The organism is Shinella kummerowiae, from assembly GCF_009827055.1.
Lineage (GTDB): Bacteria > Pseudomonadota > Alphaproteobacteria > Rhizobiales > Rhizobiaceae > Shinella > Shinella kummerowiae.
The window spans coordinates 252353-279159 of the sequence record NZ_WUMK01000005.1 but is presented as its reverse complement, the minus strand read 5'-3'; the positions used below and the strand labels follow the sequence as shown (position 1 = coordinate 279159).

Sequence of the window (26807 nt, the reverse complement as noted above, 5' to 3'; positions counted from 1 at the left end):
GATCACTCCGCCGCGGTCTGCCGCGACAGGATACGGTCGAGCGAGGGGGCAAGGCGCAACAGCTCCCGTGTGTAGTCGTGCTTCGGCGCGGTGAACAGCGTCTCGGTCTCGGCCAGTTCGACGATCTCGCCCGACTTCATCACCGCGATGCGGTCGCACATCTGGCGGATGACCGCGAGATCATGGCTGATGAACAGCATGGACAGGCCGGCCAAATCGCGCAGGTCTTTCAACAGATTGAGAAGCTGCGCCTGCACGGAAACATCGAGCGCGGAAGTCGGCTCGTCGCAGATCAGCAGCGACGGACGTGGGCCAAGCGCGCGGGCAATGGCGATGCGCTGGCGCTGGCCGCCGGAGAAGGCATGCGAGAAACGCGAACCCGCATCGGCCGGGAGGCCGACCGCTTCGAGCAACGTCTTCGCGTCCTGCCGTGCCTCTTCGGCGTTCGAGGCGAGCTTGTAGAACAGGATCGGCTCGGCGATGGCGGCATTGATGCGCAGGCGCGGGTTGAGCGCTGAATAGGGATCCTGGAACACCATCTGCAAGGACTTGCGCACCGATTTTTCGCGCTTGGCGCCGAGTGCCGTTCCCTGGAAATCGATCGTTCCGGAACTCTGGGTGACGAGGCCGGCAATGGTGTTGGCGACGGTTGTCTTGCCGCAGCCGGATTCGCCGACGAGACCGAAGATCTCGCCGCGACGGACATCGAAGGAAACGCCCTTCACGGCCCGGAAAACGGATGACTTGCGGCCGGGGATCAGCGAGCGGGCGCCATATTCCACTGCCAGATCGCGCACGGAAAGCACCATGTCGTCCTTGCCGCCCACCTCGCTCTTCGTGCTCTTCGCGCGCACGCTGGCACGAGCATCGAGCGTCACCTGCGTTTCCTCGCTCGGCACCGGCAGCCGCTCCAGCCGGGTCTCGATCGGCGGAACGGCGGCGATCAGGGTGCGGGCATAGGCAGCCTTCGGCGCCGTCAGCACCTCGCGTGCCGAGCCGCTTTCGACGACAGCGCCGTTCTGCATGATGGTCACGCGGTCGGCGATCTCGGCGACGACGCCCATATTGTGGGTGACGAGCAGCACGCCGACGCCACGCTCATCTGCAAGGTCGCGGATCAGCTTGAGGATCTGCGCCTGAACCGAGACGTCGAGCGCCGTCGTCGGTTCGTCGGCGACGATCAATTGCGGGCCGCAGGCAAGTGCGGTGGCGATGACGACGCGCTGGCGCTGACCGCCGGACAACTGGTGCGGATAGCTGCCGAGCCGACGTTCCGGCTCGGGAATGCCGACCGCCTTCATCAGCTCCAGCGCCCGGGCCTTCGCCTGCTTCTGCGAGAGTTTCAGATGGGTGAGCATGCCCTCGCAGAGCTGGCTTTCCACCGTGAACAGCGGATTAAGGCTGGTCATCGGATCCTGGAAGATCGCGCCGACATCGCGGCCGGGCACGATGCCCTCGGTGCGGCCGGTGCGCAGGTCGATCGGCTTGCCGGCAATCTCGATGGAGCCTGCGACGATTTTTCCAGGCGCCTGCAACAGGCCCATCAGCGCATTGCCGACGGTGGTTTTTCCCGCACCGGATTCGCCGACAAGCGCGTGGATTTCGCCAGGACGGATCAGCAGATCGATGTCCTTGACGGCGACAAGCGTGTCGCCGTTGGCCAGCGGATATTCGACGCGGAGCTTGCGGATGTCGAGGACGGGTGTCGTTTTATCGGTCATCTCAGCGGGCCATCAGTTTCGGGTTGAAGCGGTCGCGCAGATAGTCGCCGATCACGTTGACGGCGAGCACGAGGATGACCAGCACCGCCGCCGGCATCACGGCGATCCACCACAGGCCGGAGAACAGGAACTGGTTGCCGATACGGATCAGCGTGCCGAGCGAAGGATAGGTCGGCGGCATGCCGGCGCCGAGGAAGGAGAGCGTCGCTTCCGTGAGGATGGCGCCGGCGAGGTTGATGGTGGCGATGACCATCACCGAACTCATGACGTTCGGCAGGATGTGTCGACCCATGATCCGGCCCGGCGGCAAGCCGATGACCTTGGCGGCGCGTACATAATCGCGCGCGACTTCCACCATGGTCGAGGCGCGCACGGTGCGGGCATATTGCACCCATTCATTGACGGCGATCGAGAAGATCAGCACGAGCGGCGCCCAGGTAAGCATCGTCTCGGCGCTGAGCTGTGCGCGGGCGATGCCGCTGATCAGCAGCGCGACAAGGATGGTCGGGAAGCTGACCAGCACGTCGGCGATGCGCATCACGATGCCATCGACGAGGCCACCGAAGAAGCCGGCGATGAGGCCGAGCACGACGCCGAGGGCGGCCGCAAAAAGCACCGCGCCGAGGCCGATGACCACGGAGATACGCAGGCCGAACAGGATGACCGAGACGAGGTCGCGGCCCTGGTTGTCCGTGCCGAGCAGGAAGCGCGGGTCGCCGCCGTCCATGAAGGCAGGCGGGATTTCCATGTCGATCAGCGAATAGGAGGAGACGTCGCGGGGATCCATCGGCGCGATCAACGGCGCGAAGACGACGAGGACGAGCATGATGGCGAGCACAAGGCCGGCGATCATCACGGAAACCGGCGGCAGCCGGCGCATCAGGGATTGCGTGGCCATTATCGTGTCCTCAGGCGCGGATCGATGAAGGTGTAGAGAATGTCGACGACCATGTTGATCATGACGAACAGGAAACCGACGAAGAGCAGGTAGGCGGCAAGCACCGGCACGTCGGGGTAACCGACGGCATTGGTGAAGAGCAGGCCCATGCCCGGCCACTGGAACACCGTCTCGGTGACGATGGCGAAGGCGACAAGCTGGCCGATCTGCAGGCCGGTGACGGTGACAACCGGCATCAGCGCATTGCGCAGCGCCAGCCGTCCGTAGATGTAAGCGCGCGGCAGGCCGCGGGCGAAGGCGAAGCGGATATAGTCCGACGACAGCACGTCGATCATCTCCGAGCGCACCAGCCGCATGATCAGCGTCAACTGAAACAGCGCGAGCGTGATCGACGGCAGGATCAGCGATTTCAGCCCCGAAAGGGTGAGGAAACCGGTTTTCCAAAGGCCAAGGTCAACAAGATCGCCGCGCCCGGACGACGGCAGCCAGCGCAGGTTCACCGCGAAGACGAGGATCAAAAGCAGGCCGGTGACGAAGGTGGGCATGGAAATGCCGACCAGCGTCGTCGCCTGGGTCAACCGCGACAGGAAGGAATTCGGCTTCAGCGCGCAGAGCACACCAAGCGGAATGCCGATGGCAAGCGCCAGGAAGGTGGCGACGATCACCAGTTCCAACGTGGCGGGAAGCCGGCTCAGCAGCAGGTTCACCACCGGTTGTTGGTAGCGAAAGCTCGTGCCGAGGTTCCCCGTCAACACCTGGCCGACGAAATCGAAGAACTGTGTCAGGATCGGCTTGTCGAGGCCGAGCGCCAGGCGCAATGCATCCTTTTCCGCCTGGGTGGCGCCTTCGCGCACCATCGAGGCGACGGGATCGCCGACGAAACGGAACATGACGAAGGCAATGGCCGTCACGGCCAGCATGACGAGGGCGGCCTGAAGGAGCCTCACCGAAAGAAGTCTGAGCATCGGAATAGTCCTTGGGAGGGAGCGCTCAAGCCCCGCGAGCAGTTCCGGCAAACGTGCAAAAGCGGTTTTGCGGTCGGAAGTGCATCAAAACACTGCGTTGAAGCATGGCGGAAACCGGTCGTTTCGCTCCGCCTTCTCCGCGCCACCTTCGGCCTGCGGAGACATCGAGGGTTCTTGCGGGACGATCCCGGCCTGCTTTCGCCTGCCGGGATCGTATCCTGGGAGAAACCCCGTTACTTCTTGACCTGCGCGAACCACGGACGAACATATTCGTCAGGGAACTGCGGCATGTCGACCTTGTCGCTCATCGCCCAGGCGACCGGCTGCTGGTGCAGCGGAATGAACAGGGCGTCGTCATGTGTGATGCGGAAGGCTTCCTTCAGCATGTCGATGCGCTTCGTCTCGTCGAGTTCGACCGAAGCCGAGCGGGTGAGCGCATCGATGCGCGGATCGGACAGGCCATTCGGGTTCGAGCCGCCATAGGTGCCGTCATTGGTGGCGAGCAGCGCCTGGAGCACGCTGTAGCCATCCATCGCCGGAAGCGAGGCCCAGCCGAGCATGTAGACGTCGAGTTCGCCATTATCCATGCGCGGGAAATAGGTCGTCTTGCTTTCGACGCTGAGATCGACCTGTACGCCGATCTTCGCCCACATGGAGGAGATCGCCAGGCAGATCTGCTCGTCTGCGATGTAACGGTCGTTCGAGCAGGAAAGCCCCGTCTTGAAGCCATCCGGATAGCCGGCTTCGGCAAGCAGCGCCTTCGCCTTGTCGACATCGTATTCGGGGGCGACGTCGATGGCATCATCGTGGCCGGTGACGGCGGGAGCGACCAGCATCGCGGCGACACGCGACTTGCCGCGCATCAGGCGCTTCTGGATCGTGTTGAGGTCGATGGCCTGCCAGAGAGCCTGCCGCACCTTGACGTTCAGCATGGGGTTGGCAACGCCCGGCGCCGCATGCAGCTCCTTCCTGAAGCTGAGCGCCAGCATGATGGTGCGCAGCGACGGGTTCTCCACCACCTTCAGCCCTTCGGTGGAGGCGATGCGGTTGACGTCCTGAAGCGGAACGGGAACGACCATATCGACTTCGCCGGACAGCAGGGCCGCGACGCGGGTGGCGTCAGAGGCGATCGGGCGGAACTCGATTTCCGTCAGATTGTGCTGCGGCTTGTCCCACCACTCCTTGTTCACCTCGAAGATCGAGCGCGAATCCGGCTCGTAGCTCTTCAGCTTGAAGGCGCCGGTGCCGTTGGCGTGGTTGCTGGCATAGGTGACGACGCCGGTCGCCGTGTTGCCCGGCTTCAGCGCGTCATGTTCTTCCATCCACGGCTTGCTCATGATGTAGATGGCGGCAAGATCGTTGAGGAGCAGCGGATAGGGGCCGCGCAGGATGAGGTCGACTGTATAATCGTCCACCTTCTCGACACCGGTGACGGCGGAGAGGTTTTCGCGGTTGCGCGAGCCGGGATCGATCTGACGCTGGATCGTCGCCACCACGTCGTCGGCATTAAAGGCCTGGCCTTCATGGAACTTCACGCCCTGACGCAGCTTGAAGCGCCAGCGGGTCGGCTCGATCACCTCCCAGGACGTGGCAAGCGCCGGCTCCAGCTTCAGTTCCTTGTTGCGGCGAACCAGCGGGTCGAACACGACGTGCTGGACGCTCTGGGTGAAGCTGTCGACCTGCGCATTCGGGTCGTAGGAAATGACATCGCCGGATGCGGCCCAGCGCAATGTTTCGGCAAAGGCGGGTGCGGAAAGCGGCACGAGGATGGCAAGCCCCGCCAAAAGGGTCTTCACAGTGGTCTTCACGACGAATTCTCCCGGATATGTATGCATGTTCCCAAAAATTGCATACGATTATTCTCAATAAGACTGTACATAATGCGCAGACAATATCAAGATACCAGAATTAGAATTTGCGCACACAAAGCGCATAAAATGTATGCAATTCTGGCGGGAGAATGCCCATGACAAAGGCCTTGCTGATCGAAAACGGTGCAATCATCACGATGGATGCCGGCCGACGCATCCTCGACAAAGGCTATGTGCTGGTAGAGAACGGGCATATTGCAGCCATCGGCGACGGCGTGCCGGCGGCCCCGGCGGACGTCGAACGCATCGATGCGAGCGGCATGGTGGTGATGCCGGGCCTTATCGACACACATGCCCATGCCGGCCACATGCTGACCAAGGGTTTGGGTGGTGATTCCGAGGATTGGATGACCATCACCGGACGAATCTACGCCGAAGCGACCGATCCGGAATTCTGGGCTGCCGAGGCAGCGCTCTCCGCTGCCGAACGCATCAAATGCGGAACGACCACCGCCGCCCTGCTCTTTGGCGGCGGACCGGATATCATGCGCACCGAGGCGCCGGAGGCGGCGGAAGCGCACCTTGCCGCCATCGCCGAAATGGGCGTGCGCGAAATACTGGCCATCGGCCCCAACCGACCGTCCGCTAAAAGTGTATACCGTGAATATGAGAACGGTTCATACAAAGAAGTCCCCGTCGTTCCCGATACGCAACTGGCCGTCAGTGCGGCCTTGATCGACGCCTGGGCGAACCGCAATGACTGCCTGCGGCTCGCCATCTCCCTCCCCGTCTTCAGCGCGGAGGAGCTGGAGGATGCCGCCGTGCTCGACCTGTCGCGCAAGGCGCGGCATTTGGCGCGCGAGAAGAACGTGCTTCTGGTGCAGGACGGCCACCGTGACGGGTCGATTGCTGCCAACGATGCCAAATTGGACCTTTTCGATACCTGCTCGCTGCTCGCCCATTGCGTCGACCTCACCGATGCCGACCGCGCGGTGCTGAAGCGCACCGGCGCCAAGGTGGCGCACAATCCGAGCGCGCTGATGTCGGTCTTCGGCCGCTGCCCGGCGCCGGAATTGATGGCCGAGGGGATCACCGTCTCGCTTGGCACGGACGCCGCAGCCCCCGACCGCTCCTTCGACATGTTCCGCAACATGTTCCAGGCCCACCGCTACCACGCCCGCCATTTTCGCGACGACGCCGTCCTGCCGCCGCTCCAGCTTCTCGATATGGCAACGATCGAAGGCGCCCGCGCATTGTCGATGGAGGCGGAAATCGGCTCCCTCGAGCCCGGCAAACGCGCCGATATCGTGCTCGTCAACATGCGCCAGCCCCATCTCTGGCCGCCGACCAACCCGGTGCAACGCCTCGCCCGCTTTGCCAACGGCGCGGATGTCGACACCACTATCGTCGGCGGCCGCGTGCTGATGCGTGGCCGCAGGCTCACCGAGCACGATGAAGGCGCCATCCTCGACCGCGCGGAAAAAGCCTTCCGGCTGGCGATGCAGCGCGCCGGGCTTGCTGGCGGGGAGAACCGCCCGTGACCGCCGACATCGTCATCCGCAATGCGCGCCCCATGGGCGGGGAACCCGTGGACCTCATCATCCGCGACGGCCGCTTCAGCAGCGGCGGCGCGCGGCCCACGCAGGAAATCGGCGCAACGGGATACGTCGCCTTGCCCGGCCTCGTCGAGGCGCACACCCATCTCGACAAGACGCTGATCGGCATGGACTGGTTCGAGAACCGCGTCGGCCCCAACCGCAACGACCGCATTCTCGCCGATCGCAAGGCAAAGCGTGATCTGGGCATCGACGCGCGCCGCCAGTCCGCCCGGCAGGTGCTGCAGACGCTGAAATACGGCGTCCTGCATATCCGCAGCCATGTCGACGTCGATACGGAGATCGGCATCGCCAACATCGAAGGGGTCCTCGAAACCCGCGAGGCATTGCGCGATCTCGTCGACATACAGGTCGTCGCCTTCCCGCAGAGCGGCATGCTGCCGCGCGAAGGCACGCTCGACCTGATGGACGCCGCCATGCGGGCCGGCGCCGACATCGTCGGCGGCATCGACCCCGCCACCATCGAGCGCGACCCCGTCCGGCATCTCGACGCCATTTTCGCGCTGGCGGAACTTTACGGGAAACCCATCGACATTCATCTACACGAGCTTGGGGAACTGGGCGCCTTCTGCCTCGAGCTCATCATCGAGCGCACCCGGGCGCTGTCGATGCAGGGTCGCGTGATGGTGAGCCACGCCTATTGCCTCGGCATGCTGGAGCCCACCCGCCAGCAGGCGCTGATTGCGGCGCTTGCGGCGGAGCAGATCGCGATCATGACCGTCGGCAGCCCTGCAGCCCCTGCCCTGCCGCTGCGCCTGATGCGGCAAAGCGGCGTTGCAGTCGCCTCCGGCTCGGACGGTATCCAGGGCACGTGGGAACCCTGGGGCAATGGCGACATGCTGGAGCGGGCAAAATATCTCGCCCAGCGCAACGGCATGACCAATGATGCGGACCTGGCGGAAACGGCCCGCATCTGCACCTTCGGTGGCGCGGGCGGCATCGGCCTTTCCGGTTACGGCTTGTCCGAAGGGGATTTTGGTGATCTCGTGCTGGTGCCGGCGCGCACGCTGGCCGAAGCCGTCGCGGTGACGCCCCAATCGCGCACCGTCATCCGCCGTGGCCGCGTTCTAGTCCGCGATGGCGTCGCAGCCACAGACCTGCCCTCCATCGATTGATGCCGCGCATCGGGGCGGTGGCGGCCGCCCCTTTTTACCCGCCCCTTGGGGCGATCCGGCTTTTGAAGCCTGACGATCAGCCGGACAGCGCGCTCGCCACGGCAGCCATCGAAAAACCGCCCAGCACCAGAGACGCCAGCTTGTAGGAATGTTGCCGCACGCCCAGCGGCAGGCACGCACCGAAGACGACCCAGCCGAGACCGGCAAGCGTCGAAAGCGCCGCATAGGTCGCAATCCAGAGAGGGGCATGGACGGACGCCGCCGAGGGGATCAGTACGGTGCCGACCAGCATGGCTTTCGGATTGACCAGCGTCGTCAGGAAGACGCGAAGGAACGAACCGCGCGCGGACCGCGCATCGGTCCTGAACGGCATACCCCAGAGATTGACCGCCGAGTAGAGCAGCCAGCTCGCCGCAAGCATCTTCATTGCCGCGAAGGCCAACGCATTGCCTCGTAACGCATCCGCCACAGCAACGAACAGCGATATCGCCAGAACATATCCCATGGCTTCCGCGAGCGGCATGATCGCCGCCCGGCGCAGGCCCAAAGATGCGCCGCAGGTCGCAAGCACCGTGTTCGTCGGCCCCGGGGTCACCAGGATCAGAAGGGAAGACAGGACGAAGGCGAGAGTGACCATGAACAGATCCGATCGATGAGAACGGCGATATCCTTACTGCCGATAGGGTCCGACACCTTTGACGCATGTCAAGCGAGACCGGTTTCCGCATAGGCCATGGGACCGTCGTCCCGTCAATCCCACGCCATCGACACCAAAACATCGCCATTGCCGCCGTGGCCGAAACCCACGCTCGTCGAGGAAAACGCAATCATTTCAGGCTTCTGCAGAGCCTCCCAATGCAAGCTGCACGGTAAGCACCTTACAAATGACACATCATCGTAAACTTTTGTCGATTCTCAAGATTGACACATGTCGAAACAGATGCGTATTTTGTAAACAGTGGATGGGAGAGCATCTGCTGGCGACGGGAGGAAAGCATGCAGCCACTGTTGAAAGTGGAGGGGCTGAAAAAGTCCTTCGGCGGCGTTGCCGCACTTCGCGACGGCCGTTTCGCACTGGAAGCCGGCTCGGTGCATGCGCTCTGCGGCGGCAATGGCGCCGGCAAGTCGACCTTCCTCTCGATCCTCATGGGCATTCACAAACGCGACGGCGGCACGATCCTGCATCGCGGCAGGCCGGTCGAATTCAACAGCCCGGCGGAAGCCCTCGCCTCCGGCATCGCCATCATCGAGCAGGAACTGAGCCCGGTTCCGCACATGACGGTGGCGGAGAACATCTATCTCGGCCGCGAGCCCTCTACCCGCTTCGGCGGCATCGACTTCAAGACGATGAACCGCAATGCGCAGGCGCTGCTCGACCGCCTTGAGTTCAACATTTCCGCAACCCAGTACATGATGAACCTTTCGGTCGCGCAGATGCAGCTCGTCGAGATCGCCAAGGCGCTGAGCCACGACGCGGACGTCATCTTCATGGACGAGCCGACCTCGGCAATCGGCGAGAAGGAGGCCCAGCACCTGTTCCAGGCGATCGAACGCCTGAAGGCCGAGGGCAAGGGCATCGTATACGTCTCGCACCGGCTGTCGGAAATCTTCCAGATCGCCGACAGCTACACGGTCTTCCGCGACGGCGGCTTCGTCGGTGATGGCAAGCTCGCCGATATCGACCGGCCCGGCCTCATCCGCATGATCGTCGGGCGCGAGCTTGGCGAGGAATACATCAAGACGAACACGCCGACCGAGATTGCCGGCCTGGAAGTCACCGGCCTTTCCGCATCCGGCAAGATCGAGGACATCTCCTTCACCGCTCACAAGGGCGAGATCTTCGGCATCTATGGCCTGATGGGCTCCGGCCGCACGGAAATCTTCAACTGCCTGTTCGGTATGGACCGCGCGTCCGCCGGCGATATCCGCCTCGACGGCCAGCCGGTTGCCATCCGTCAGCCCTCCGACGCGATGGCGGAGGGCATGGCCTTCGTGACGGAAGATCGCAAGCTCACCGGCCTCAACCTGACGGACAGTGTGCGCAACAACATCTGCCTGGCCAGTCTGCCGGAGATGAGCCCGGCTTTCGTCATGCAGCGCCGGCGCGAACAGGCCTCCGCCGCGGACATGATCGCGCGCTTCGGCATCAAGGCCGCCCGCGACACGATGCCGGTCTCCGGTCTTTCCGGCGGCAACCAGCAGAAGGTCGTGCTGGGCAAATGGTTTTTGCGCGACCCCCGCGTCCTGCTGCTCGACGAGCCGACGCGCGGCGTCGATGTCGGCGCCAAGCGCGAGATCTACCGCATCATCTGCGACTTCGCCGCCGAGGGCGGGACGGTCGTGATGATCTCCTCCGAAATCGACGAAATCCTGGGCATGTCCGACCGCATCCTCGTCATGCGACAGGGCCGCTCCGCCGGTATCTACAGCCGGAAGGACGCCGACGCCCAGTCGCTTGTGCACCTGTCGACCTGATCTGAAGACCCGACGACCGTCGCAAGCATCCAACCCGCATGGCAAGAGGTGACACCGTGTCCAGCTTAGAGAACAAGACCTCCAGCACCTGGCTGAACGCCGATCGCCGCCGGCTGATCCTGCAGGAATACGGCATCTTTCTCGCCTTCCTGCTGCTGGTCGGTGTTCTTGCCCTGTCGAACGAGTTTTTCCTGACGCCGGGCAACATTTCCAACGTGCTGCTGCAGACGTCGATCAACGGCGTTCTCGCGATCGGCATGACCTTCGTCATCCTGACCCGCGGCATCGACCTGTCGGTCGGCTCGGTCGTGGCGCTTGCCGGCATGGTCAGCGCCAGCTTCGTCACCAGTTCGGCCACCGCCGGTATTGCCGGCGCGCCCTACCCGATGGTCGTGGCGCTCGCGGTCGGCATCCTCGTCGGCGTCTGCTGCGGTGCCCTGGTCGGCTTCATCGTCTCGCGCTTCTCGGTGCCCGCCTTCGTCGCGACGCTCGGCATGTTGTCGGCAGCGCGCGGCGCAACACTCATCTATGGCGGCGGACGGCCCGTTCCGGCGCTGAGCGCGGAATTCCGCTGGATCGGCACAGGCAACATCCTCGGCATTCCGATGCCGGTCATCCTGCTCGCCGTCGTCTTCCTCGTCTCCTGGTGGGTGCTGACGCGCACGCGCTTCGGCCGCTACATCTACGCCGTCGGCGGCAACCCGCATGCCGCCAAGACCTCCGGCCTCAACGTCACGCGCATCCGCTTCCTCGTCTATGTGATCTCGGGTGCTCTCTCCGGCCTGGCCGGCATGATCCTCTCGGCGCGCACGGGCTCCGCCTTGCCGCAGGCCGGTATCGCCTACGAACTCGATGCCATCGCGGCGGTCGTCATCGGCGGCACCAGCCTGTCGGGCGGCGTCGGCCGGGTGACCGGCACACTCATCGGCGCCCTCATCATCGGCGTCATGAACAACGGCCTCGATCTGATGGGCATCCAGTCCTACTACCAGCAGGTCCTCAAGGGCGCGCTCATCGTCGGCGCCGTGATGCTCGACCAGAAACGCAATCAGGGCGCTTGAGCCCGGAAATACGGGCGCCCCGCGCCCGTCGTCGAAACGGCCTGCCAAAAGGCGGCCGGAATTCTCAAAGGAGGAGAATGTCATGAAGAAACTGATGATCGCCCTTGCCTCTGCGACGGTGTTGCTCGCCTCGTCCGCCATGGCGCAGGAAAAGCTGAAGATCGGCGCAGCACCCTATGGCCTGAATGCGGAGTTCATGCAGATCTGGTCTGCCGCCCTCGAAGAACATCCGGCCGTAAAAAGCGGCGAAGTCGAACTGACGGTCTTCGACGGTCGCTACGACGCGCTGGTCCAGCAGGAACAGTTCAACACGATGATCACACAGAAGTTCAACGCGATCATCTTCGTGCCGATCGACATCGAAGCCGGCGCCACCGCTGTTCAGGCCGCCAACGACGCCGGCATTCCGGTCGTCGGCTCCAACACCCGCGTGAACTCCGACCTGCTCGCCGCCTATGTCGGCTCCGACGACACGATCTCCGGCTACATGGAAGCCAAGACCGTGCTCGACAAGATCGGCTGCAAGGGCAATGTCGTCATCATCGAAGGCCCGATCGGCCAGTCGGCGCAGATCTCCCGCCTTGAAGGCAACAAGAAGGCGCTCGCCGAGTGCCCGGACGTGAAGGTTCTCGAGCAACAGACGGCCAACTGGTCGCGTGCCGAAGCCCAGACGCTGATGGAAAACTGGCTGACCTCGCACTCCGGCCAGATCAACGGCGTCATCGGCCAGAACGACGAGATGGCGCTCGGCGCGATCGAAGCAATCAAGGCCGCCGGTCTCAAGCCTGAGGACTTCGCCATCGCGGGTATCGACGGCATCACGGATGCGCTCAGCGCCGTCAAGGAGGGCACGATGACCTCGATCCTGCAGGACGCCCGTGCCCAGGCGCAGGGCGCCCTCGACCTCGCCATCCTCCATGCTAAAAAGGGTGACTACAAGCCGCAGTCGGACATCTGGGCGCAGTATCCCGACATGGCGTTCAACGACGGCAAGGACAAGGAATACAATGTTCCGTGGACGCCGGTCACCACCGAGAATGTCGATAAGCTCCTGGAACTGCGCAAATAACGAATGACATGCGGGGCGGCGATGCCGCCGCCCCGCTTCCCCCGAACTCTGAAAGCCAGACCGATGACCGACACCCCTCCGCATATCGACCTCAACTTCCCGCTCGACGGCAAGGTCGCGCTCGTCACCGGCGGCGCGTCCGGTATCGGCGCAGCGATCGCCGCTGCCTTTGCGTCGAAGGGCGCGAAGATCGCCGTGCTCGACATCAATGCCGATATCGCCAAGACGAAGGCGGATGAACTCGGTGACGCGGCAAGGCCTTTCGTTTGCGACGTGGCGGATGCCGCGTCCGTGCAGAAAGCGGTCGATGACGTGGTCGCGGCCTTCGGCGGCATCGACATCGCGGTCAACAGCGCCGGTATCGTCGCGCTTGCACCGGCGGAAGACCTGACGCTGACCCAGTGGGACAGGACGATCGACATCAACCTGAAGGGCAGCTTCCTCATCACGCAGGCTGTCGGCCGCAAGATGATTGCCGCCGGCAAGGGCGGCAAGATCGTCAACCTCGCCTCGCAGGCCGGTTCCGTGGCGATCGAAGAGCATGTCGCCTATTGCGCCTCCAAGTTCGGCGTCATCGGCATGTCCAAGACCTTTGCCGCCGAATGGGGCAAACACGGTATCACGGTCAACACCATTTCCCCCACCATCGTGCTGACGGAACTCGGCAAGGCGGCCTGGGCCGGCGAAAAGGGCGAAAACGCCAAGAAGCGCATTCCGACCGGCCGTTTCGCCTTCCCGGAAGAGATCGCCGCCGCGGCGGTGTTCCTGGCCTCGCCGGGTGCCGACATGATCAACGGCGCCGATCTCGTGATCGACGGCGGTTACACCATTCTTTGAGCCCGCCCCGGCTCGCGCAGTTTTGAGGAGTTACCATGCAGCGTTTCATCAACGATCCGAATCTGGTGGTCGAGGATACCGTCAAGGGGTTCGTGAAGGCGCATTCGGACATCGTGCGTCTTGCGGAAAACCCGCGTGTCATCGTCGCCAAGGATGCCCCCTTTGCCGGCAAGGTCGGCGTGGTGACGGGTGGCGGCTCCGGCCATGAGCCGGCCTTCATCGGCTATACCGGCAAGAACATGCTCGACGCCGTTGCCGTCGGCGAACTCTTCTCCTCGCCCACCGCCAAGAGCTTTTACGATGCGATCCGCGAAGCCAATGGCGGCAAGGGCGTCGTGGTGCTCTACGGCAACTATGCCGGCGATAATATGAACGTGAAGATGGCTATGAAGCTCGCCGCCAAGGAGGGCATCGAGGTCGTAACCGTCGTTGCCAACGACGACGTCTGCTCTGCCCCGCCCGAAGAGCGCGAGAAACGCCGTGGCGTTGCCGGTGAAATCTTCATGTGGAAAATGGGCGGCGCCAAGGCCGCGACCGGCGCCAGCCTCGAAGAGGTGCGCGCCACCGCCCAGAAGGCGATCGACAATTGCCGCTCGATCGGCGTCGGCCTCGGCCCCTGCACGCTGCCAGCCGTCGGCCATCCGAACTTCCAGATCGAGCCCGGCACGATGGAGGTCGGCATCGGCCATCACGGTGAACCGGGTGTGCGCGTCGAAAAGCTGAAGACGGCCGACGAGGTCGCAAAGGACATGGTGAAGATCGTGCTCGACGATCACAACCTGCCGGAAGGCGCCGAAGTCGCCGTGCTCGTCTCGGGCCTCGGCGCCACGCCGCTCAACGAACTCTACATCCTCAACGACACGATCGAGAGCGAGATTTCGGCCCGCGGCCTGAAGATCGTCAAGACGTGGATCGGCAACTACTTCACCTCGCTGGAAATGGTTGGCGCGACGCTGACCGTCATGGCGCTCGACGAAGACCTCAAGCCGCTGCTCGACGTCGAGACGCGGTGCACGATCATCCTGTAACCGGAGGACGACCCCATGCAGACTTTCGACAATGCATCCTCCGGCGCCATCGTTCTGTCGATGGCGGAGCGGATCGTCGAGAACCGCGCCTATCTCAGCGAAATCGACGGCAAGATCGGCGACGGCGACCACGGCGTGAACATGGCCAAGGGCTTTGGCATGGCGGCGGAGCGACTGAAGGGCAAGGACGCCCCGCTCGCCGAATCCCTCGATACGCTCGGCACCGTGCTGATGACGGAGATCGGCGGCTCGATGGGTCCGCTCTACGGCGTGATGTTCACCGAATTCGCCGAGACGATCGAGGGTGTCGAGGCGATCGATGCCGCGACCTACAGCAAGATGCTGCATGCCGGTCTTGCCGGTATCCAGTCGATCGGCTCGGCCAAGGTCGGCGACAAGACGCTGATCGACACGCTCGTTCCGGCTATCAAGGCGTTCGACAAGGCCGCGGCCGAGGGCAAATCGTTCAGCGATGCGCTGGAAGCGCTCGTTGCCGCTGCCGAAGCTGGCCGCGATTCGACGATCAATCTGGTGGCAAAAATCGGCCGCGCCAGCCGTCTCGGCGAACGGTCGCTCGGCGTGCTGGATGCGGGGGCAACCTCCTGCGCCATCATTCTCAAGGAATTGTCCGACGGCGCGCGCGCGCGGCTGACCTGATCGTCGTGACACCCGGAATTTACAGGTTCCTCCCCGGACGCGCGGCCCTGTCCATCGTGACGGGCCGCGCACCGCTTTTTTGATGAAGGCAGGTTGCAAACCGGCGGCATTGCTTTCATCTTCGCCGCCAGAAGGGGACCGGCGAAACTGATGGCAATCAAGACTTCCTCGCCGCGCAAGGGCGGCATCGGCCGGGTGAACGGGCCGGAAGGCGTGGATTCGATACCGCTGCGCTATGGCGACGATCCCTATGTCTGGGCCTGCTGGCTCTATTACGAAGACGGCATGACGCAGGGCGAGATCGCCGAGGCGATGGGTGTCTCACGCGCGACCGTCAACAGCTATCTCGCCGATGCCCGCGAGAAGGGCATCGTCAACATCTCCATCGAACCTGCGCGGCTTGCCTCACTCACCATCGCGCAGGAGCTGAAGCGCCATTTCGGCCTGTCGGATTGCCTGGTCGTGCCCAATGACGACAACACCCGCCCGCTGATCGGCCGGCTGGGTGCGGCGGGGGCGCAGGCGCTCGCCAAGCTGGTCAAATCCGGCGACACACTCGCCGTCGCCTGGGGCCGCACGGTCCTCTCCGTTGGCGAGCATCTGGAAACGGGGCCGCTGCAGGACGTGACGGTCGTGCAGGCAACGGGCGGTACAACGGCCAACTTCACCTATACGCCGGAACTGACCACCGCCGCCGTCGCACGCGCGATCTCGGCACGCTGCGTCAACATCACCGCACCCGCCGTCGTCGCTTCCGCCGAAATGCAGCGCATGCTGCTTGCCGAACCACTCATCCGCGAGCAGTTCGACACGCTCGCACGGGCCAACCGCATTGTCTTCGGCATATCGTCACTCCGGCCCAACTCGACGATCCACACCAGCGGTTTCTTCGAATCCGTGCCCTTGCAGCACTATCTCGCCAAGGGCGCGGCCGGCGTGCTCGCCGGGCGCTTCATCGACGAGCGCGGCCGCCCGGTCGACGGTCCGCTCGACGACCGCACGATCGGCATGTCGCTGGAGATGCTGCGCGGCATCGGCACGCGCGTCGCCGTCGCTGGCGGCTTCGACAAGGTCCCCGCACTGCTGGCGGCCTTGCGCGGCGGCTATGTCAATGTCCTGGTGACGGATGCGGCGACCGGCGCCGGCATCTTGCGTGCCGATGGTGTGACAAGCCTCGATGGCAAGCTTTCGCAACGGCAGAAAAGCGCGCCTGTCGCCAATGCCTACCGCACACATGTCAAGAAATTCCTCAACAATCCCAACGACGTGGTCGAGGAAATGCTCGACGGCCTGATTGCCGCGCACAAGCCCTACCTCCAGCCTGTGCCCGGCTCGCGCCGCGCGCTCGTCGCCCGAAACGGCCCCCGCCCCGGCAAGGTCGGCCTCGTCATCGGCGGCGGCACGGGACACGAGCCCTGCTTCGTCGGTTATGTCGGCAAGGGGCTTGCCGACGCGGTCGCCGTCGGCAACATCTTTTCCTCGCCCCCGCCCGATCCGATCGCCAAATGCGCCGTTGCCGCTTCGGGGGGTGCCGGCGTGCTCTTCGTTTATGGTAACTATGCCGGCGATGTCATGAACTTCGAGATGGCGGCCGAACTGGTCGAGGAACAGGGCATTCCGATTCGCACGATCCTGACGACGGATGACGTCATGTCGTCGCCTGTCGAGGACAAGGAAGGCCGGCGCGGCGTCGCGGGCAACTTCTTCGTCTTCAAGGTGGCGGGCGCCGCCTGCGATCGCGGCCTGACGCTCGATGAATGCGAGGCGATCACCCGCAAAGCCAACGATCGCACCTTCACGGTCGGCGTCGCGCTCGAATCCTGCTCTATGCCGCAGACGCGGCGGCATAATTTCGAGATCGGCCCTGACGACATGGAACTCGGCATGGGTATCCACGGCGAGCCCGGTGTGTCGCGCGAGCGCGTCCGCACCGCCGACGAGATCGTCGACACGATCATGGACAACATCTTCAAGGAGATGAAGGCCGAGGCCGGCGACCGCGTGGCGGTGCTGGTCAATTCCTTCGGCGCGACGCCGTTAATGGAGCTCTACATCCTGTTTCGGCGGGTGGAGCAGCGGCTTGCCGCCAAGAACATCACGATCGAGGCCAATTGGGTGGGGCACTACTGCACGTCGCTGGATATGGCGGGCGCCTCCATCTCCATCCTGCATCTCGACCGCCAACTGACCGACCTGCTGCACCATCCATGCCAGTCGGCGATCCTGACCATCAACGCGCCGGAACCGGACGAGGCGGCTCGGAACTGAGGCCGCGTGCGCCCAAGGGGAGGAAGAAATGTCGGAAAATGCGGCACAGGCTCTCGCCAGGATGTTCGAGAGGATGTCCCAGGTGATCGAGACGGAAAAGGACCGCCTGTCTGAACTCGACGGCGCGATCGGCGATGGAGATCACGGCATCACCATGTCGATCGGCTTCAAGGCGGTGAATGCGGCGCTTGCAAAGCTGGATCTCGACACGGCAACCCTTTCAGAGGTGATGTCGACGGCAGCGGCCGGCTTCCTTGACGCTGTCGGCGCATCGACGGGTCCACTCTATTCGACGGGCTTTCGCCGCGCCGCCCAGGCACTTGCCACGCGTTCCGAACTCGACCTCGCCGCCAATCGGGACATGCTGGTCGCGATTTCGGAGGGCATTCGCGACCGCGGCAAGGCGCAGCGCGGCGACAAGACGATGCTGGACGTTTGGCTGCCCGCCGCGGAGGCCGCCACCACAGCGGTTGCCGAAGGCCGTTCGAAACAGGAATTCTGGAGCGCGGTTACGGCCGCAGCCGACAACGGTGCGGCGGCGACTGCCACGATGGTTGCCGCCAAGGGCCGCGCCGCCCGCCTGCGGGAACGCTCCCTCGGCCACCTCGATCCCGGCGCCGTCTCCGCAACGGCTCTGGTCCGGGCAATGGCAGAGACGATGTAGGACCGGATAGAAACTTTTCGGGGGGCCGATCCGGTCGTTATCCCTTGAGCGATTGCGTTTTGGCAAAACGCGCCTTGTAATGAAGCGCGTCGTAATAAAGCCATTTCAGGATACAGCCCCTATGGATCCAACACATTTGTTCGAGCTGGTGATCGGCATGTTCGTGGCGATCATCGCGCTGCATTACGCGGCCCACCGGCTCGGGCTGCCGCCATCGGTGGCGCTGCTTGCGGGCGGCGCGTTGCTGGCCTTCGTGCCTGGCCTGCCCACGATCGAAGTCGACCCGGCGCTGGTGCTCGTCATTTTCCTGCCGCCATTGCTCATGGATGGAGCCTGGTTCATCGCGCTTGGTCCCTTGCGCCGCCATATGATCGGCATCGCCTCGCTTGCCATTGGCGCGGTGTTCTTCACCTGCGCCGTCGTGGCTGTTGTCACGCATCTGCTGTTCCCATCGCTTCCTTGGGCGGCCTGCGCGGCGTTGGGGGCGATCGTCTCGCCGCCCGATGCGGTCTCCGCCCGCGCCGTGCTGCAACGGGTGAAGCTGCCACGGCGCTTGCAGATCCTGCTCGAAGGGGAAAGCCTGTTCAATGATGCAAGCGGCCTGGTCCTCTTCCGCTTCGCCATCGCCGCCGGCGTCACCGGCGTCTTCAGCACCGTCGATGCTATGGGCAGCTTTTTTGTGCTGGCGGTCGGCGGCGCGCTCGTCGGCATCGCCATCGGCATGGCATGGGTTCTGCTGGTGCGCCGTCTTGGCGACGAGTATCTGATCATCGCCGCCACGGCGCTGCTGTCCTGGGTGTCCTACCTGCTCGGCGAGTTCATCCACGTGTCGGGCGTCATTGCCACCGTGACCACTGGCCTGATCGCCGGCTGGCACCAGCACACCGCTTTTTCGGCCGCAACGCGCATGCGTGGCACCTCCTTCTGGACCGTGCTCGTCTTCCTCATGGAGGCGGCGGTCTTCATCCTGATCGGCCTGTCGCTGCGGGGCGTCGTCGAACGCGGCGGCGGCTTCAGCGTGGTAATCGCCGATCTCGGATGGCCGATCCTCGTGATCCTGCTGGCCCTCACCGTCGCCCGCTTCGCCTGGGTGTTCGGCTCCGACCTCGCAATCCGGCTCTGCAATATGCTGGGGATCAAGCGATACACGCCAATCGGCGCCGGCGGAGCGACCGTGCTCAGCTGGGCCGGTGTTCGCGGCGTGGTCACGCTCGCGCTGGCGCTGAGCGTGCCGGAAAGCTTCCCCGGCCGCGACTTCATCCTGGTGACGTCGTTCGCCATCATTCTCGGCACCGTGCTGCTGCAAGGCACGACGCTGGGACGCGTGATCGCCTGGGCGCGGTTGAGCGAACCGGAATCGGACAAGGCCCGGCTCACCATGAGCCAGGCCGAGGCCGCCATGGCCCAGGCGCAATTCGTGACGTGCAAAACCGGGCTTACGATAGCGAAGGCAAACTCATCCATCCGCAATTGCTGGACAAATATCAACGAAGAGCCGTGTCGATCGTCGATTATGCCGAACGCACCCAGCACTATACGCCCCTGCTCCACGCCCATTTCGACCTCGTTCTCGAGGCGGTCGCGACGGGACGGCGTGAACTCATCCGGCTTCACCGCGCCGGTGAGATCGACGACGAGACGCTACACGAGCTGGAACGGGACCTCGACCTCGAGGAGCTGAGCGCGATTTCTGCCAAAGGGTGAAGCCGCCTGTGACACTGGCTGTAATACGCCTGTCATGCTGAGTTTCTATCGCAAGGGGGTAACGCACCGCTCAAGAGAGGCACCCCCATGCGTAAACTCATCCTCGCTCTGGCATCGGCAACGATGCTCGCCGGCGCCGCAAATGCTGCAACCGTTTATCCGCTGGATCGCGCGACGATCCTCGTCGGCTCGCCGTTCGATTTCAAGGTCGAGTTCGACACCGTCGTGAAGCCGGAAGACGTGAAGGTCACCGTCAACGGCCAGGACTACGAAGCCGTTTTCGGCAAGAAGGCTGAATTTGTCGCCGAAGAAAAGGGCGACGAAGACAAAGTCCTCGGTTCCGCCCTCATCCTGCGTGGCCTGACGATCGCCGCGGCCGGCGCCTACAAGGTCGAAGTCTCAGCCGGCAGCGAAGCCAAGTCGGTCAACTGGGATGTCTACCCGACCGTTGCCGAGCCGAAAGCCAAGAACATCATCTTCCTGATTGCCGACGGCCTGTCCGTCGCCCACCGCACCGGTGCGCGCATCATGTCCAAGGGCATGACAGAGGGTAAGGCCAACGGCCGCCTCGCAATGGACGATATCCCGCCGGTCGCCTTCATCGGCACGTCTTCGACGCATTCGATCGCCACCGACAGCGCCAACACCATGTCGGCCTACATGACCGGCCACAAGTCGCGCGTCAACGCGCTCGGCGTCTACGCCGACCGTACGCCGGCAAGCCTGGACGATCCGAAGGTCGAAACCATTGCCGAGGCGCTCCGCCGCACGACAAAGAAGTCGATCGGCATCGTTTCCACCTCGGAACTCCAGGACGCCACGCCGGCAGCCCTGGTTGCCCACACCCGCAAGCGCGCCGACAAGGCCGACATCGTCGGCATGATCCTCGACGTCAAGCCGGATGTGCTTCTGGGTGGCGGTTCGGCCTACTTCCTCGGCAAGGACGTACCGGGCTCGAAGCGCAAGGACGACAAGGATTACATCGCCGAATTCAAGAACGCCGGCTATGCGCTGGCGATCGACAAGACGGAACTTGCCGCGGCTGCCGGCTCGAACCAGGACAAGCTGCTCGGTCTGTTCCACACCGGCAACCTGGACGTGACGCTCGACCGTGAATTCCTCAAGAAGGGCACCGTCGAAAAATTCCCGAACCAGCCGGGCCTCGTCGACATGACCAAGGCCGCCCTCGACAAGCTCTCGAAGAACCCGGACGGTTTCTTCCTGATGGTCGAAGCCGCATCGGTCGACAAGATGAGCCACCCGCTCGACTGGGATCGTGCCCTCGTCGAGACGATCGAGTTCGACAAGGCCGTTGCCGTCGCGCGCGAGTTTGCCGACAAGAACCCCGATACGCTGATCGTCGTCACCGGCGACCACACCCATGGCGTCGGCATCATCGGCACCATCGACGACGAGAAGCCGGGCGACGAGATGCGCGCCAAGGTCGGCACCTATGACGACGCCGGCTTCCCGAACTACGAAGATGCGAATGGAGACGGTTATCCGGACCGCATCGACGTTTCCCGTCGTCTGTTCCTGGCCGCCAACAATGGCCCGGACCACTATGAAACCTTCCGTCCGAAGCTCGACGGCCCGTTCGTTCCGGCCGTGCAGAATGAGGCGAAGGAATATGTTGCCAACGAAGAATACAAGGACGTGCCCGGCGCCGTCTTTGTGCAGGGTAACATCCCGAAGGATGGCGACACCGGCGTTCACGCCGTCGACGACGTGGTGCTTCAGGCGGTCGGTCCTGGCTCAGAAGGCTTCCGTGGCTACATGGAGCAGAGCGACGTCTACCGCGTGCTGGCCGATGCCTTCGCGCTCGGCGTAGCGAAGGACTGAGCCACCCCAATAGCGGACAGGCGACCCGCGCCGCCTGTCCGTATTCTCGTCGATGAAGAAGGAAGCATGGCCATGACGGACGATTCCCGTATGTTTTTCGACAGGCGGCGAATGCTCTGCGCACTGGCGGCCCTGCCGATCCTGCCTCTTGCCCGACCGGCGCTGGCTGCGGAGACGCTCGGCTTCGGCGAGCTCTACAAGAGCTTTGGCGTGCTGGGGCTGGAATTTTCCGACAAGGTGAAGCGGCTGACAGGCCAGGAAATCACCATCAAAGGCTTCATGGCGCCGCCGCTGAAGGCGGAGGCGAATTTCTTCGTGCTCACCGAAATCCCGATGTCGCTCTGCCCCTTCTGCTCCTCGGATGCGGACTGGCCCGACAACATTCTCGTCGTCTATCTCGCCCGCAAGCAGACCTTCGTGCAGTTCAATGCGCCGATCGAGGCACAGGGCATACTCGAATACGGCTCATGGACCGATCCGGATACCGGTTTCGTCAGCCAGTTGCGCCTGCGCGAAGCCGCGTTCGACACGGCCTGACGATGCTGGCTCTCGCTATTTCCGGTCTCACCATGCGCTTTCCCGGCCTCGACACGCCGGTGCTGTCCATCGACCGGCTTCACCTTCCCGCCGGCGGACGCCTCGCGATCACCGGCGCATCGGGTTCCGGCAAGAGCACGCTGATCAACGCGATGACCGGGCTCGATACCGTGACAAGCGGTTCCGTATGCTGGGGCGGCACCGATATAGCCGCCCTTGCCGCCGGCAAACGCGATGCGTTCCGCGCAGCCAATATCGGCCTCGTCATGCAGGACTTCCATCTGTTTCCCGGCCTTTCGGCTTTCGAGAACGTCGTCTTGCCGGTCCGCCTTTCCCGGCGCCTCAAGCCGGCCGAGTGCGAACGCGCGCTGCATCTCCTCGAAACAACGGGCATTGCCCGCCCTGACCAGGCCATCGAGACGCTGTCGCGAGGCGAGATGCAGCGCGTGGCCGTGGCGCGGGCCCTGTTGTCAAAACCCGGCGTGATCGTTGCCGACGAACCAACCGCCAGCCTCGACCGTCGTACTGGCAGCGAAGTGGCCGAGCTGATCGTCCGGCTCGCACGCGATGAGGGGACAACGCTTATCGTCGTTACCCACGATCCGGCGCTCATGGAACGGCTCGACCGACGTGTCGGCCTCGATGGCGGACGCATCGTCGAAGACAGCAGCGAGGTGCTTGCGGCATGATACGCTTCATCCTTGCCGATCTTCGCCGCTTCAAGGGCGGCGCACTTGCTGTCATCGTGCTGATTGCGCTTTCCGTTGCGCTCAGCGTCACCGTCACGTTGCAGGAGCGCGCCGTCCGGCTTGGCAGTGCCCGCGCGGCGGAAAAATTCGACCTTGTCATCGGAGCAGCCGGCAGCGAAACACAACTCGCGCTATCGGCCGTCTTCCTGCAACCCTCGCCGCTGCCGCTGATGTCCGGCAGCGTGCTGGCAAAACTCTCCGAGGATTCCCGCGTCGAATTCGCCGCCCCGGTCGGCTTCGGCGATTCCGCGGATGGCCATCCGGTCGTCGGCACAACGAGCAAGCTTGTTTCCGCGCTCTCGCCGACGCTTGCGGAGGGAGCGATGTTCGCCCGTCTCGGCGAGGCGGTGATCGGCGCGGACGTGCGAAAACCCGTCGGCGCGGACATCAAGCCGATGCATGGCGGCGCTGACGAGGGTGGTCATACGCACACCGAGCTCATCTACACGGTGAGCGGTCGCATGGCCCCAACGGGTACCGCCTGGGACCGCGCCATCCTCGTGCCGATCCGCGCCGTCTGGCAGCTGCATGGCATGGAAGGTGAGGCCGCGCATGATCACGACCACGCCGCCGGGGGGCTCGCGACGGTTGCTGCAGCCGAGCATGAGCACACCGAAGAACGGGAGCACGAGGCGCATATCGATCCTGCCGCCGCGATTGACGAGCATTTCGGCGCCGAGACGCCTGGCCTCCCCGCCGTTCTCGTCAAGCCGAAGACGGTTGCCGATGCCTATCGCCTGCGCCAGGAATATCGCGGCGAGACGACGCTCGCCGTCTTCCCGGCGGAAGTGCTGACGCGCCTCTACGCGACACTGGGCGATGCGCGCAGCCTGCTTCTGGCCATTGCCATCGGCACGCAGGTCATCGTCATCGCCGCCATCCTGCTCGTCACCATCATGCATATCGGCACGCGCCAGAAGCAGATCGGCGCGCTGAGGGCCTTCGGTGCACCGGCGCGCGCCGTCGTCGCCATCGTCTCGGGCGAGCTTTTCCTGCTGTTCCTCGCCGGCTTCGGGCTGGGCATCCTGCTCGGCTATGCCGCCGCGCACCTGATCTCCGCCTCGCTCACCGCGACGACGGCCGTGCGCATGCCCGTGGAGTTCGCCCGCGAGGATATCTCGCTGGCGGTCTGGTTCGGCATTCTCGCCGTGGTGATATCGATCATACCGGCACTCTCGGCGCTGCGCCTCAGCCCGGCGCGGGCGCTTCGCGCCTGAGCGCCCGCTGCGTTACAGCCATTTGGCGCGCTTGAAGCGCCAGTAGAGCACGCCGCAGAGAACGATGATGACGGCGAGCACGACGAAATAGCCGTGTTCGGTCTTCAGTTCCGGCATGTTCTCGAAATTCATGCCGTAGATGCCGGCAATCGCCGTCGGCACCGCAAGGATCGCGGCCCAGGAAGCGAGCTGGCGGGTGATCACGCCCTGACGCTGCTGTTCGAGCAGGTTACTCGCCTCGAAGACCGATGTGATGACATCGCGCAAGCCACCCACCATCTGCTCGATGCGATGCATATGCTGAAGCGCATCGCGGAAGTAGGGTTTTGCCTCCACATCGAGGCATGGCAGGTCGAGATGCACGAGCTTGCCGCAGAGGTCCAGCATGGCATCCAGCACGCGCTGGAAGAGGATGACCTCACGCCGCAGCCGGAAGATACGTTTGATCTGCGCGCGGTCGAGGAAGGAAACGAGCATCTTGCGTTCCATGTCGAGCACGGAATCCTCGATCGTGCGCACGATCGGCAGGTAGCCATCGACGATGAAATCGAGGATGGCGTGCAGGATATAGTCGGTGCCGTGCCGCATCGTGTGCGGTGAGGTCTCCAGCCGGCCGCGCAACTCGCCGTGGCCGCGCTCGGAACCGTGGCGGACGGTGATGATGTAGCGCTCACCGACGAAGATCGCGGTGCGGCCATAGGTGATGCGGTCGCCGTCGAGCTTTGCGGTCTGGGCAAGCACGAAAATCTGGTCGTCATAGGCGCTCAGCTTTGGCGTCTGCAACGGGTTCGCCGCATCCGTAACGGAGAGTTCGTGCAGGTTGAAGCGCGCCTTCAGGACGGCAAGCTCCTCGGCGGTCGGTTCGTGCAGGCCGATCCAGATGAAATCCGTCTTTTCCGTCGGCATCGCGATGGATTCGAGCGGAATCTCCTGGAACCGTCGTCCGTCACGGTAGAGGTAGGAAGCGACGACGGTCATGGAGATCCTTGCGGGAGACAGGCGATCTAGCGCCAGAAGCGTTTCGTATCGACCAAGGCGTCATGCGCGTCTGCGGCGACCTTGATCACATCCCGTCTACTGGCGATGGCATGCGAAGGAAAGGCCTTTCGCGCGTCGTCCTCAAGGCCGAGCCGCGCCAGAAGCTCCGGCATCGCCGCAGCGTCATTCAGCGCGCCGAGCTGATCCTGCAAGGGTTCTAATGCGGCAAGGAACCGGCCATAGCGGCGCTTCTGCCGCTTGCGATCGAAGAGCGAACCAAAGAACTCTGCCGTGTATCGCAGCTTCTTGGCGTCCTTGCGCACCTCGTGACGGGCGTCGTCGTCGAGGTCGACGAGATCGCGGCCGCCCTTCTTGACCTTGCGGCGCAGCCGGTCGAGGGCAGCGGCCGCGAAATCGCTGACCGGCTTCTCGCGGATTTCCCGCGTCGACACAAGGCCGTGCCAGGCGCCGCAGGCGAGCCAGTCGGCAAAGTCCAGCATCAAGGCGCGGGCGCGAGGCGAGTCAAGGTCGGCTGTCGCGGCCCGAAAGGCCGTCGCGCGCGCATCTGCAAGCACCTTGCGCAACGCCTCATCCTGGCAACGGCGGATCAGTACGTCGAGGTCGCGTACCTCGCCGAGCGCGCCGGCGAGCCATTTCAGCTCGTCCTTCATCCGCCCGAAAGCGTCGTCTTCCAGTACCGTCTTGAAGACCCAAAGCGCAGAACGCAACCGGCGCAGCGCGACACGCGCCTGGTGCAACGCCTCCTCGCCGCCACCTTCCAGCAGCATCTCGTTGAGGCGGAATTGTCTGAGACAGCCGTCGGCGATGATACGGAAGGCGCCGGGCACACTCATATCGGCCGTCAGCGCGACCGGCTCGGCCTTGACGGCACGGACGGCGGCGCCAAGCAGCCGGTAGCCACGCTCCGCCTTGCTCAGCACGCCGAGCCGCGCTGGCGCGACCCTGTCCAGCGTGCGGGCATAGGAAAACAGCGCGGCCGGCGTGCCTTCCACCAGTTCCAGTTCGATTTCGCAGATCGGCGTGCGCCGCTCACCAATGACGATATCACCGCGGTCGAGCGCCACCTCAATCCGTGCCCCCTCCCAAGCCACCGACCAACGCCGCCGCTCGGTGGCCACCTCGAAAAGCGGCCCCAATGCGTCGATGCGCCGGCCGAGAAAGGCCTTGATCGGCGTCGTGTCATCGAGCACGGGCCTGTCACCCTCGACATTCTGCTCCCATTTCGGGCGGGCAAAGAGGCTCGCCGCACTGGCGCCGACGGCCTTGACGATCTGGACGCGCCCCTGCACGTCGTCTCGAATTCTGAGTGAAAAGCCGGCAGCGCGCAAATCCGCGTCCGGCGTGTCAAAATAGGTGGCACGCCGCTCAAGGACGAAGGGTTCGCCTGCGGCAAGGTCCGAAGCGAGAAAGTCCGCTGCTGCCTGCGGCGCAAGGTCGAGCTTCAGTTCGATTTCCTGTCCCAAACGCCGTTCTCCAGACTTACCGACACGCCAGAGCTACCGCACCGTTAGACAAGATCAACCCGGAAGCCACAGAATACAAGAGGCGCCGCGGCGGCAAACCGCGACGCCTCG

General features: G+C 64.0%; 21 protein-coding genes and 1 pseudogene. 15 read left to right on the top strand and 7 right to left on the bottom strand.

The genetic code is table 11. From position 1 onward, the window contains the following. Positions 1–2: 2 nt before the first annotated feature. The 4 genes from GR138_RS14995 to GR138_RS14980 all read right to left on the bottom strand — a co-directional run bounded on the left by GR138_RS14995 (position 3) and on the right by GR138_RS14980 (position 5392). Positions 3–1721: a dipeptide ABC transporter ATP-binding protein gene (locus tag GR138_RS14995; RefSeq protein WP_160860050.1), complete on the bottom strand. Its 1719-nt coding sequence runs from the start codon at positions 1719–1721 to the stop codon at positions 3–5. 1 nt (position 1722) lies between these two features. Continuing rightward, positions 1723–2619: an ABC transporter permease gene (locus tag GR138_RS14990; RefSeq protein ID WP_160860049.1), complete on the bottom strand. Its 897-nt coding sequence runs from the start codon at positions 2617–2619 to the stop codon at positions 1723–1725. Continuing rightward, positions 2619–3584 carry an ABC transporter permease gene (locus GR138_RS14985; RefSeq protein ID WP_160860048.1) on the bottom strand — a complete coding sequence of 322 codons (966 nt, stop codon included), beginning with the start codon at positions 3582–3584 and terminating at the stop codon, positions 2619–2621. Before GR138_RS14985 ends, GR138_RS14990 begins: the two co-directional genes overlap by 1 nt. A gap of 233 nt (positions 3585–3817) precedes the next feature. Next, positions 3818–5392: an ABC transporter substrate-binding protein gene (locus tag GR138_RS14980; RefSeq protein ID WP_160860047.1), complete on the bottom strand. Its 1575-nt coding sequence runs from the start codon at positions 5390–5392 to the stop codon at positions 3818–3820. 158 nt (positions 5393–5550) lie between these two features. Here GR138_RS14980 and GR138_RS14975 point away from each other — a divergent pair, with 158 nt between their 5' ends. Both GR138_RS14975 and GR138_RS14970 read left to right on the top strand, forming a co-directional pair. Beyond that, positions 5551–6936 (top strand): amidohydrolase family protein, encoded by a 1386-nt coding sequence (locus GR138_RS14975; RefSeq protein WP_160860046.1) that lies wholly within the window; start codon positions 5551–5553, stop codon positions 6934–6936. Beyond that, a complete protein-coding gene (locus GR138_RS14970) occupies positions 6933–8126 on the top strand; it encodes an amidohydrolase (RefSeq protein WP_160860045.1) in 1194 nt (397 codons plus the stop codon). Before GR138_RS14975 ends, GR138_RS14970 begins: the two co-directional genes overlap by 4 nt. 76 nt (positions 8127–8202) lie before the next feature. Here GR138_RS14970 and GR138_RS14965 read toward each other — a convergent pair whose 3' ends face one another. Next, a complete protein-coding gene (locus GR138_RS14965; protein WP_160860044.1) occupies positions 8203–8763 on the bottom strand; it encodes a LysE family translocator in 561 nt (186 codons plus the stop codon). 359 nt (positions 8764–9122) lie between these two features. On the opposite strand from GR138_RS14965, the gene GR138_RS14960 reads away from it, so the two are divergent. The 13 genes and pseudogenes from GR138_RS14960 to GR138_RS14900 all read left to right on the top strand — a co-directional run bounded on the left by GR138_RS14960 (position 9123) and on the right by GR138_RS14900 (position 24234). Next, on the top strand, positions 9123–10601 hold the full coding sequence (locus tag GR138_RS14960; protein WP_160860043.1) for a sugar ABC transporter ATP-binding protein: 1479 nt from the start codon (positions 9123–9125) through the stop codon (positions 10599–10601). A 56-nt stretch (positions 10602–10657) separates the two neighbouring features. Next, a complete protein-coding gene (locus GR138_RS14955; RefSeq protein WP_160860042.1) occupies positions 10658–11662 on the top strand; it encodes an ABC transporter permease subunit in 1005 nt (334 codons plus the stop codon). An 82-nt stretch (positions 11663–11744) separates the two neighbouring features. Next, entirely contained in the window at positions 11745–12731 is a 987-nt protein-coding gene (locus tag GR138_RS14950; protein ID WP_160860041.1) for a substrate-binding domain-containing protein, read from the top strand. Between the two features lie 63 nt (positions 12732–12794). After that, a complete protein-coding gene (locus GR138_RS14945) occupies positions 12795–13568 on the top strand; it encodes an SDR family oxidoreductase (RefSeq protein ID WP_160860040.1) in 774 nt (257 codons plus the stop codon). Between the two features lie 35 nt (positions 13569–13603). Beyond that, a complete protein-coding gene (locus tag GR138_RS14940; protein ID WP_160860039.1) occupies positions 13604–14596 on the top strand; it encodes a dihydroxyacetone kinase subunit DhaK in 993 nt (330 codons plus the stop codon). A gap of 15 nt (positions 14597–14611) precedes the next feature. Then, entirely contained in the window at positions 14612–15253 is a 642-nt protein-coding gene (gene dhaL, locus GR138_RS14935; RefSeq protein ID WP_160860038.1) for a dihydroxyacetone kinase subunit DhaL, read from the top strand. 150 nt (positions 15254–15403) lie between these two features. Further along, positions 15404–17521: a bifunctional sugar-binding transcriptional regulator/dihydroxyacetone kinase subunit DhaK gene (locus GR138_RS14930; RefSeq protein ID WP_160860037.1), complete on the top strand. Its 2118-nt coding sequence runs from the start codon at positions 15404–15406 to the stop codon at positions 17519–17521. Between the two features lie 28 nt (positions 17522–17549). Next, positions 17550–18185, top strand: a complete 636-nt coding sequence (gene dhaL / locus GR138_RS14925; protein ID WP_160860036.1) for a dihydroxyacetone kinase subunit DhaL — start codon at positions 17550–17552, stop codon at positions 18183–18185. Between the two features lie 121 nt (positions 18186–18306). Beyond that, a pseudogene (locus GR138_RS14920) lies at positions 18307–19889 on the top strand (Na+/H+ antiporter). Positions 19890–19976: 87 nt separating this feature from the next. Then, positions 19977–21731: an alkaline phosphatase gene (locus tag GR138_RS14915; RefSeq protein ID WP_160860035.1), complete on the top strand. Its 1755-nt coding sequence runs from the start codon at positions 19977–19979 to the stop codon at positions 21729–21731. A 111-nt stretch (positions 21732–21842) separates the two neighbouring features. Next, positions 21843–22268, top strand: a complete 426-nt coding sequence (locus GR138_RS14910; protein ID WP_160860270.1) for a hypothetical protein — start codon at positions 21843–21845, stop codon at positions 22266–22268. 2 nt (positions 22269–22270) lie between these two features. Next, on the top strand, positions 22271–22957 hold the full coding sequence (locus tag GR138_RS14905; protein ID WP_160860034.1) for an ABC transporter ATP-binding protein: 687 nt from the start codon (positions 22271–22273) through the stop codon (positions 22955–22957). Beyond that, positions 22954–24234, top strand: a complete 1281-nt coding sequence (locus GR138_RS14900; RefSeq protein WP_160860033.1) for an ABC transporter permease — start codon at positions 22954–22956, stop codon at positions 24232–24234. Before GR138_RS14905 ends, GR138_RS14900 begins: the two co-directional genes overlap by 4 nt. A gap of 12 nt (positions 24235–24246) precedes the next feature. On the opposite strand, the gene GR138_RS14895 is transcribed toward GR138_RS14900, so the two are convergent. Both GR138_RS14895 and GR138_RS14890 read right to left on the bottom strand, forming a co-directional pair. After that, positions 24247–25212, bottom strand: a complete 966-nt coding sequence (locus tag GR138_RS14895; RefSeq protein ID WP_160860032.1) for a magnesium and cobalt transport protein CorA — start codon at positions 25210–25212, stop codon at positions 24247–24249. Positions 25213–25238: 26 nt separating this feature from the next. Next, positions 25239–26696 carry a CYTH and CHAD domain-containing protein gene (locus GR138_RS14890; protein WP_160860031.1) on the bottom strand — a complete coding sequence of 486 codons (1458 nt, stop codon included), beginning with the start codon at positions 26694–26696 and terminating at the stop codon, positions 25239–25241. Between the last annotated feature and the right edge of the window lie 111 nt (positions 26697–26807).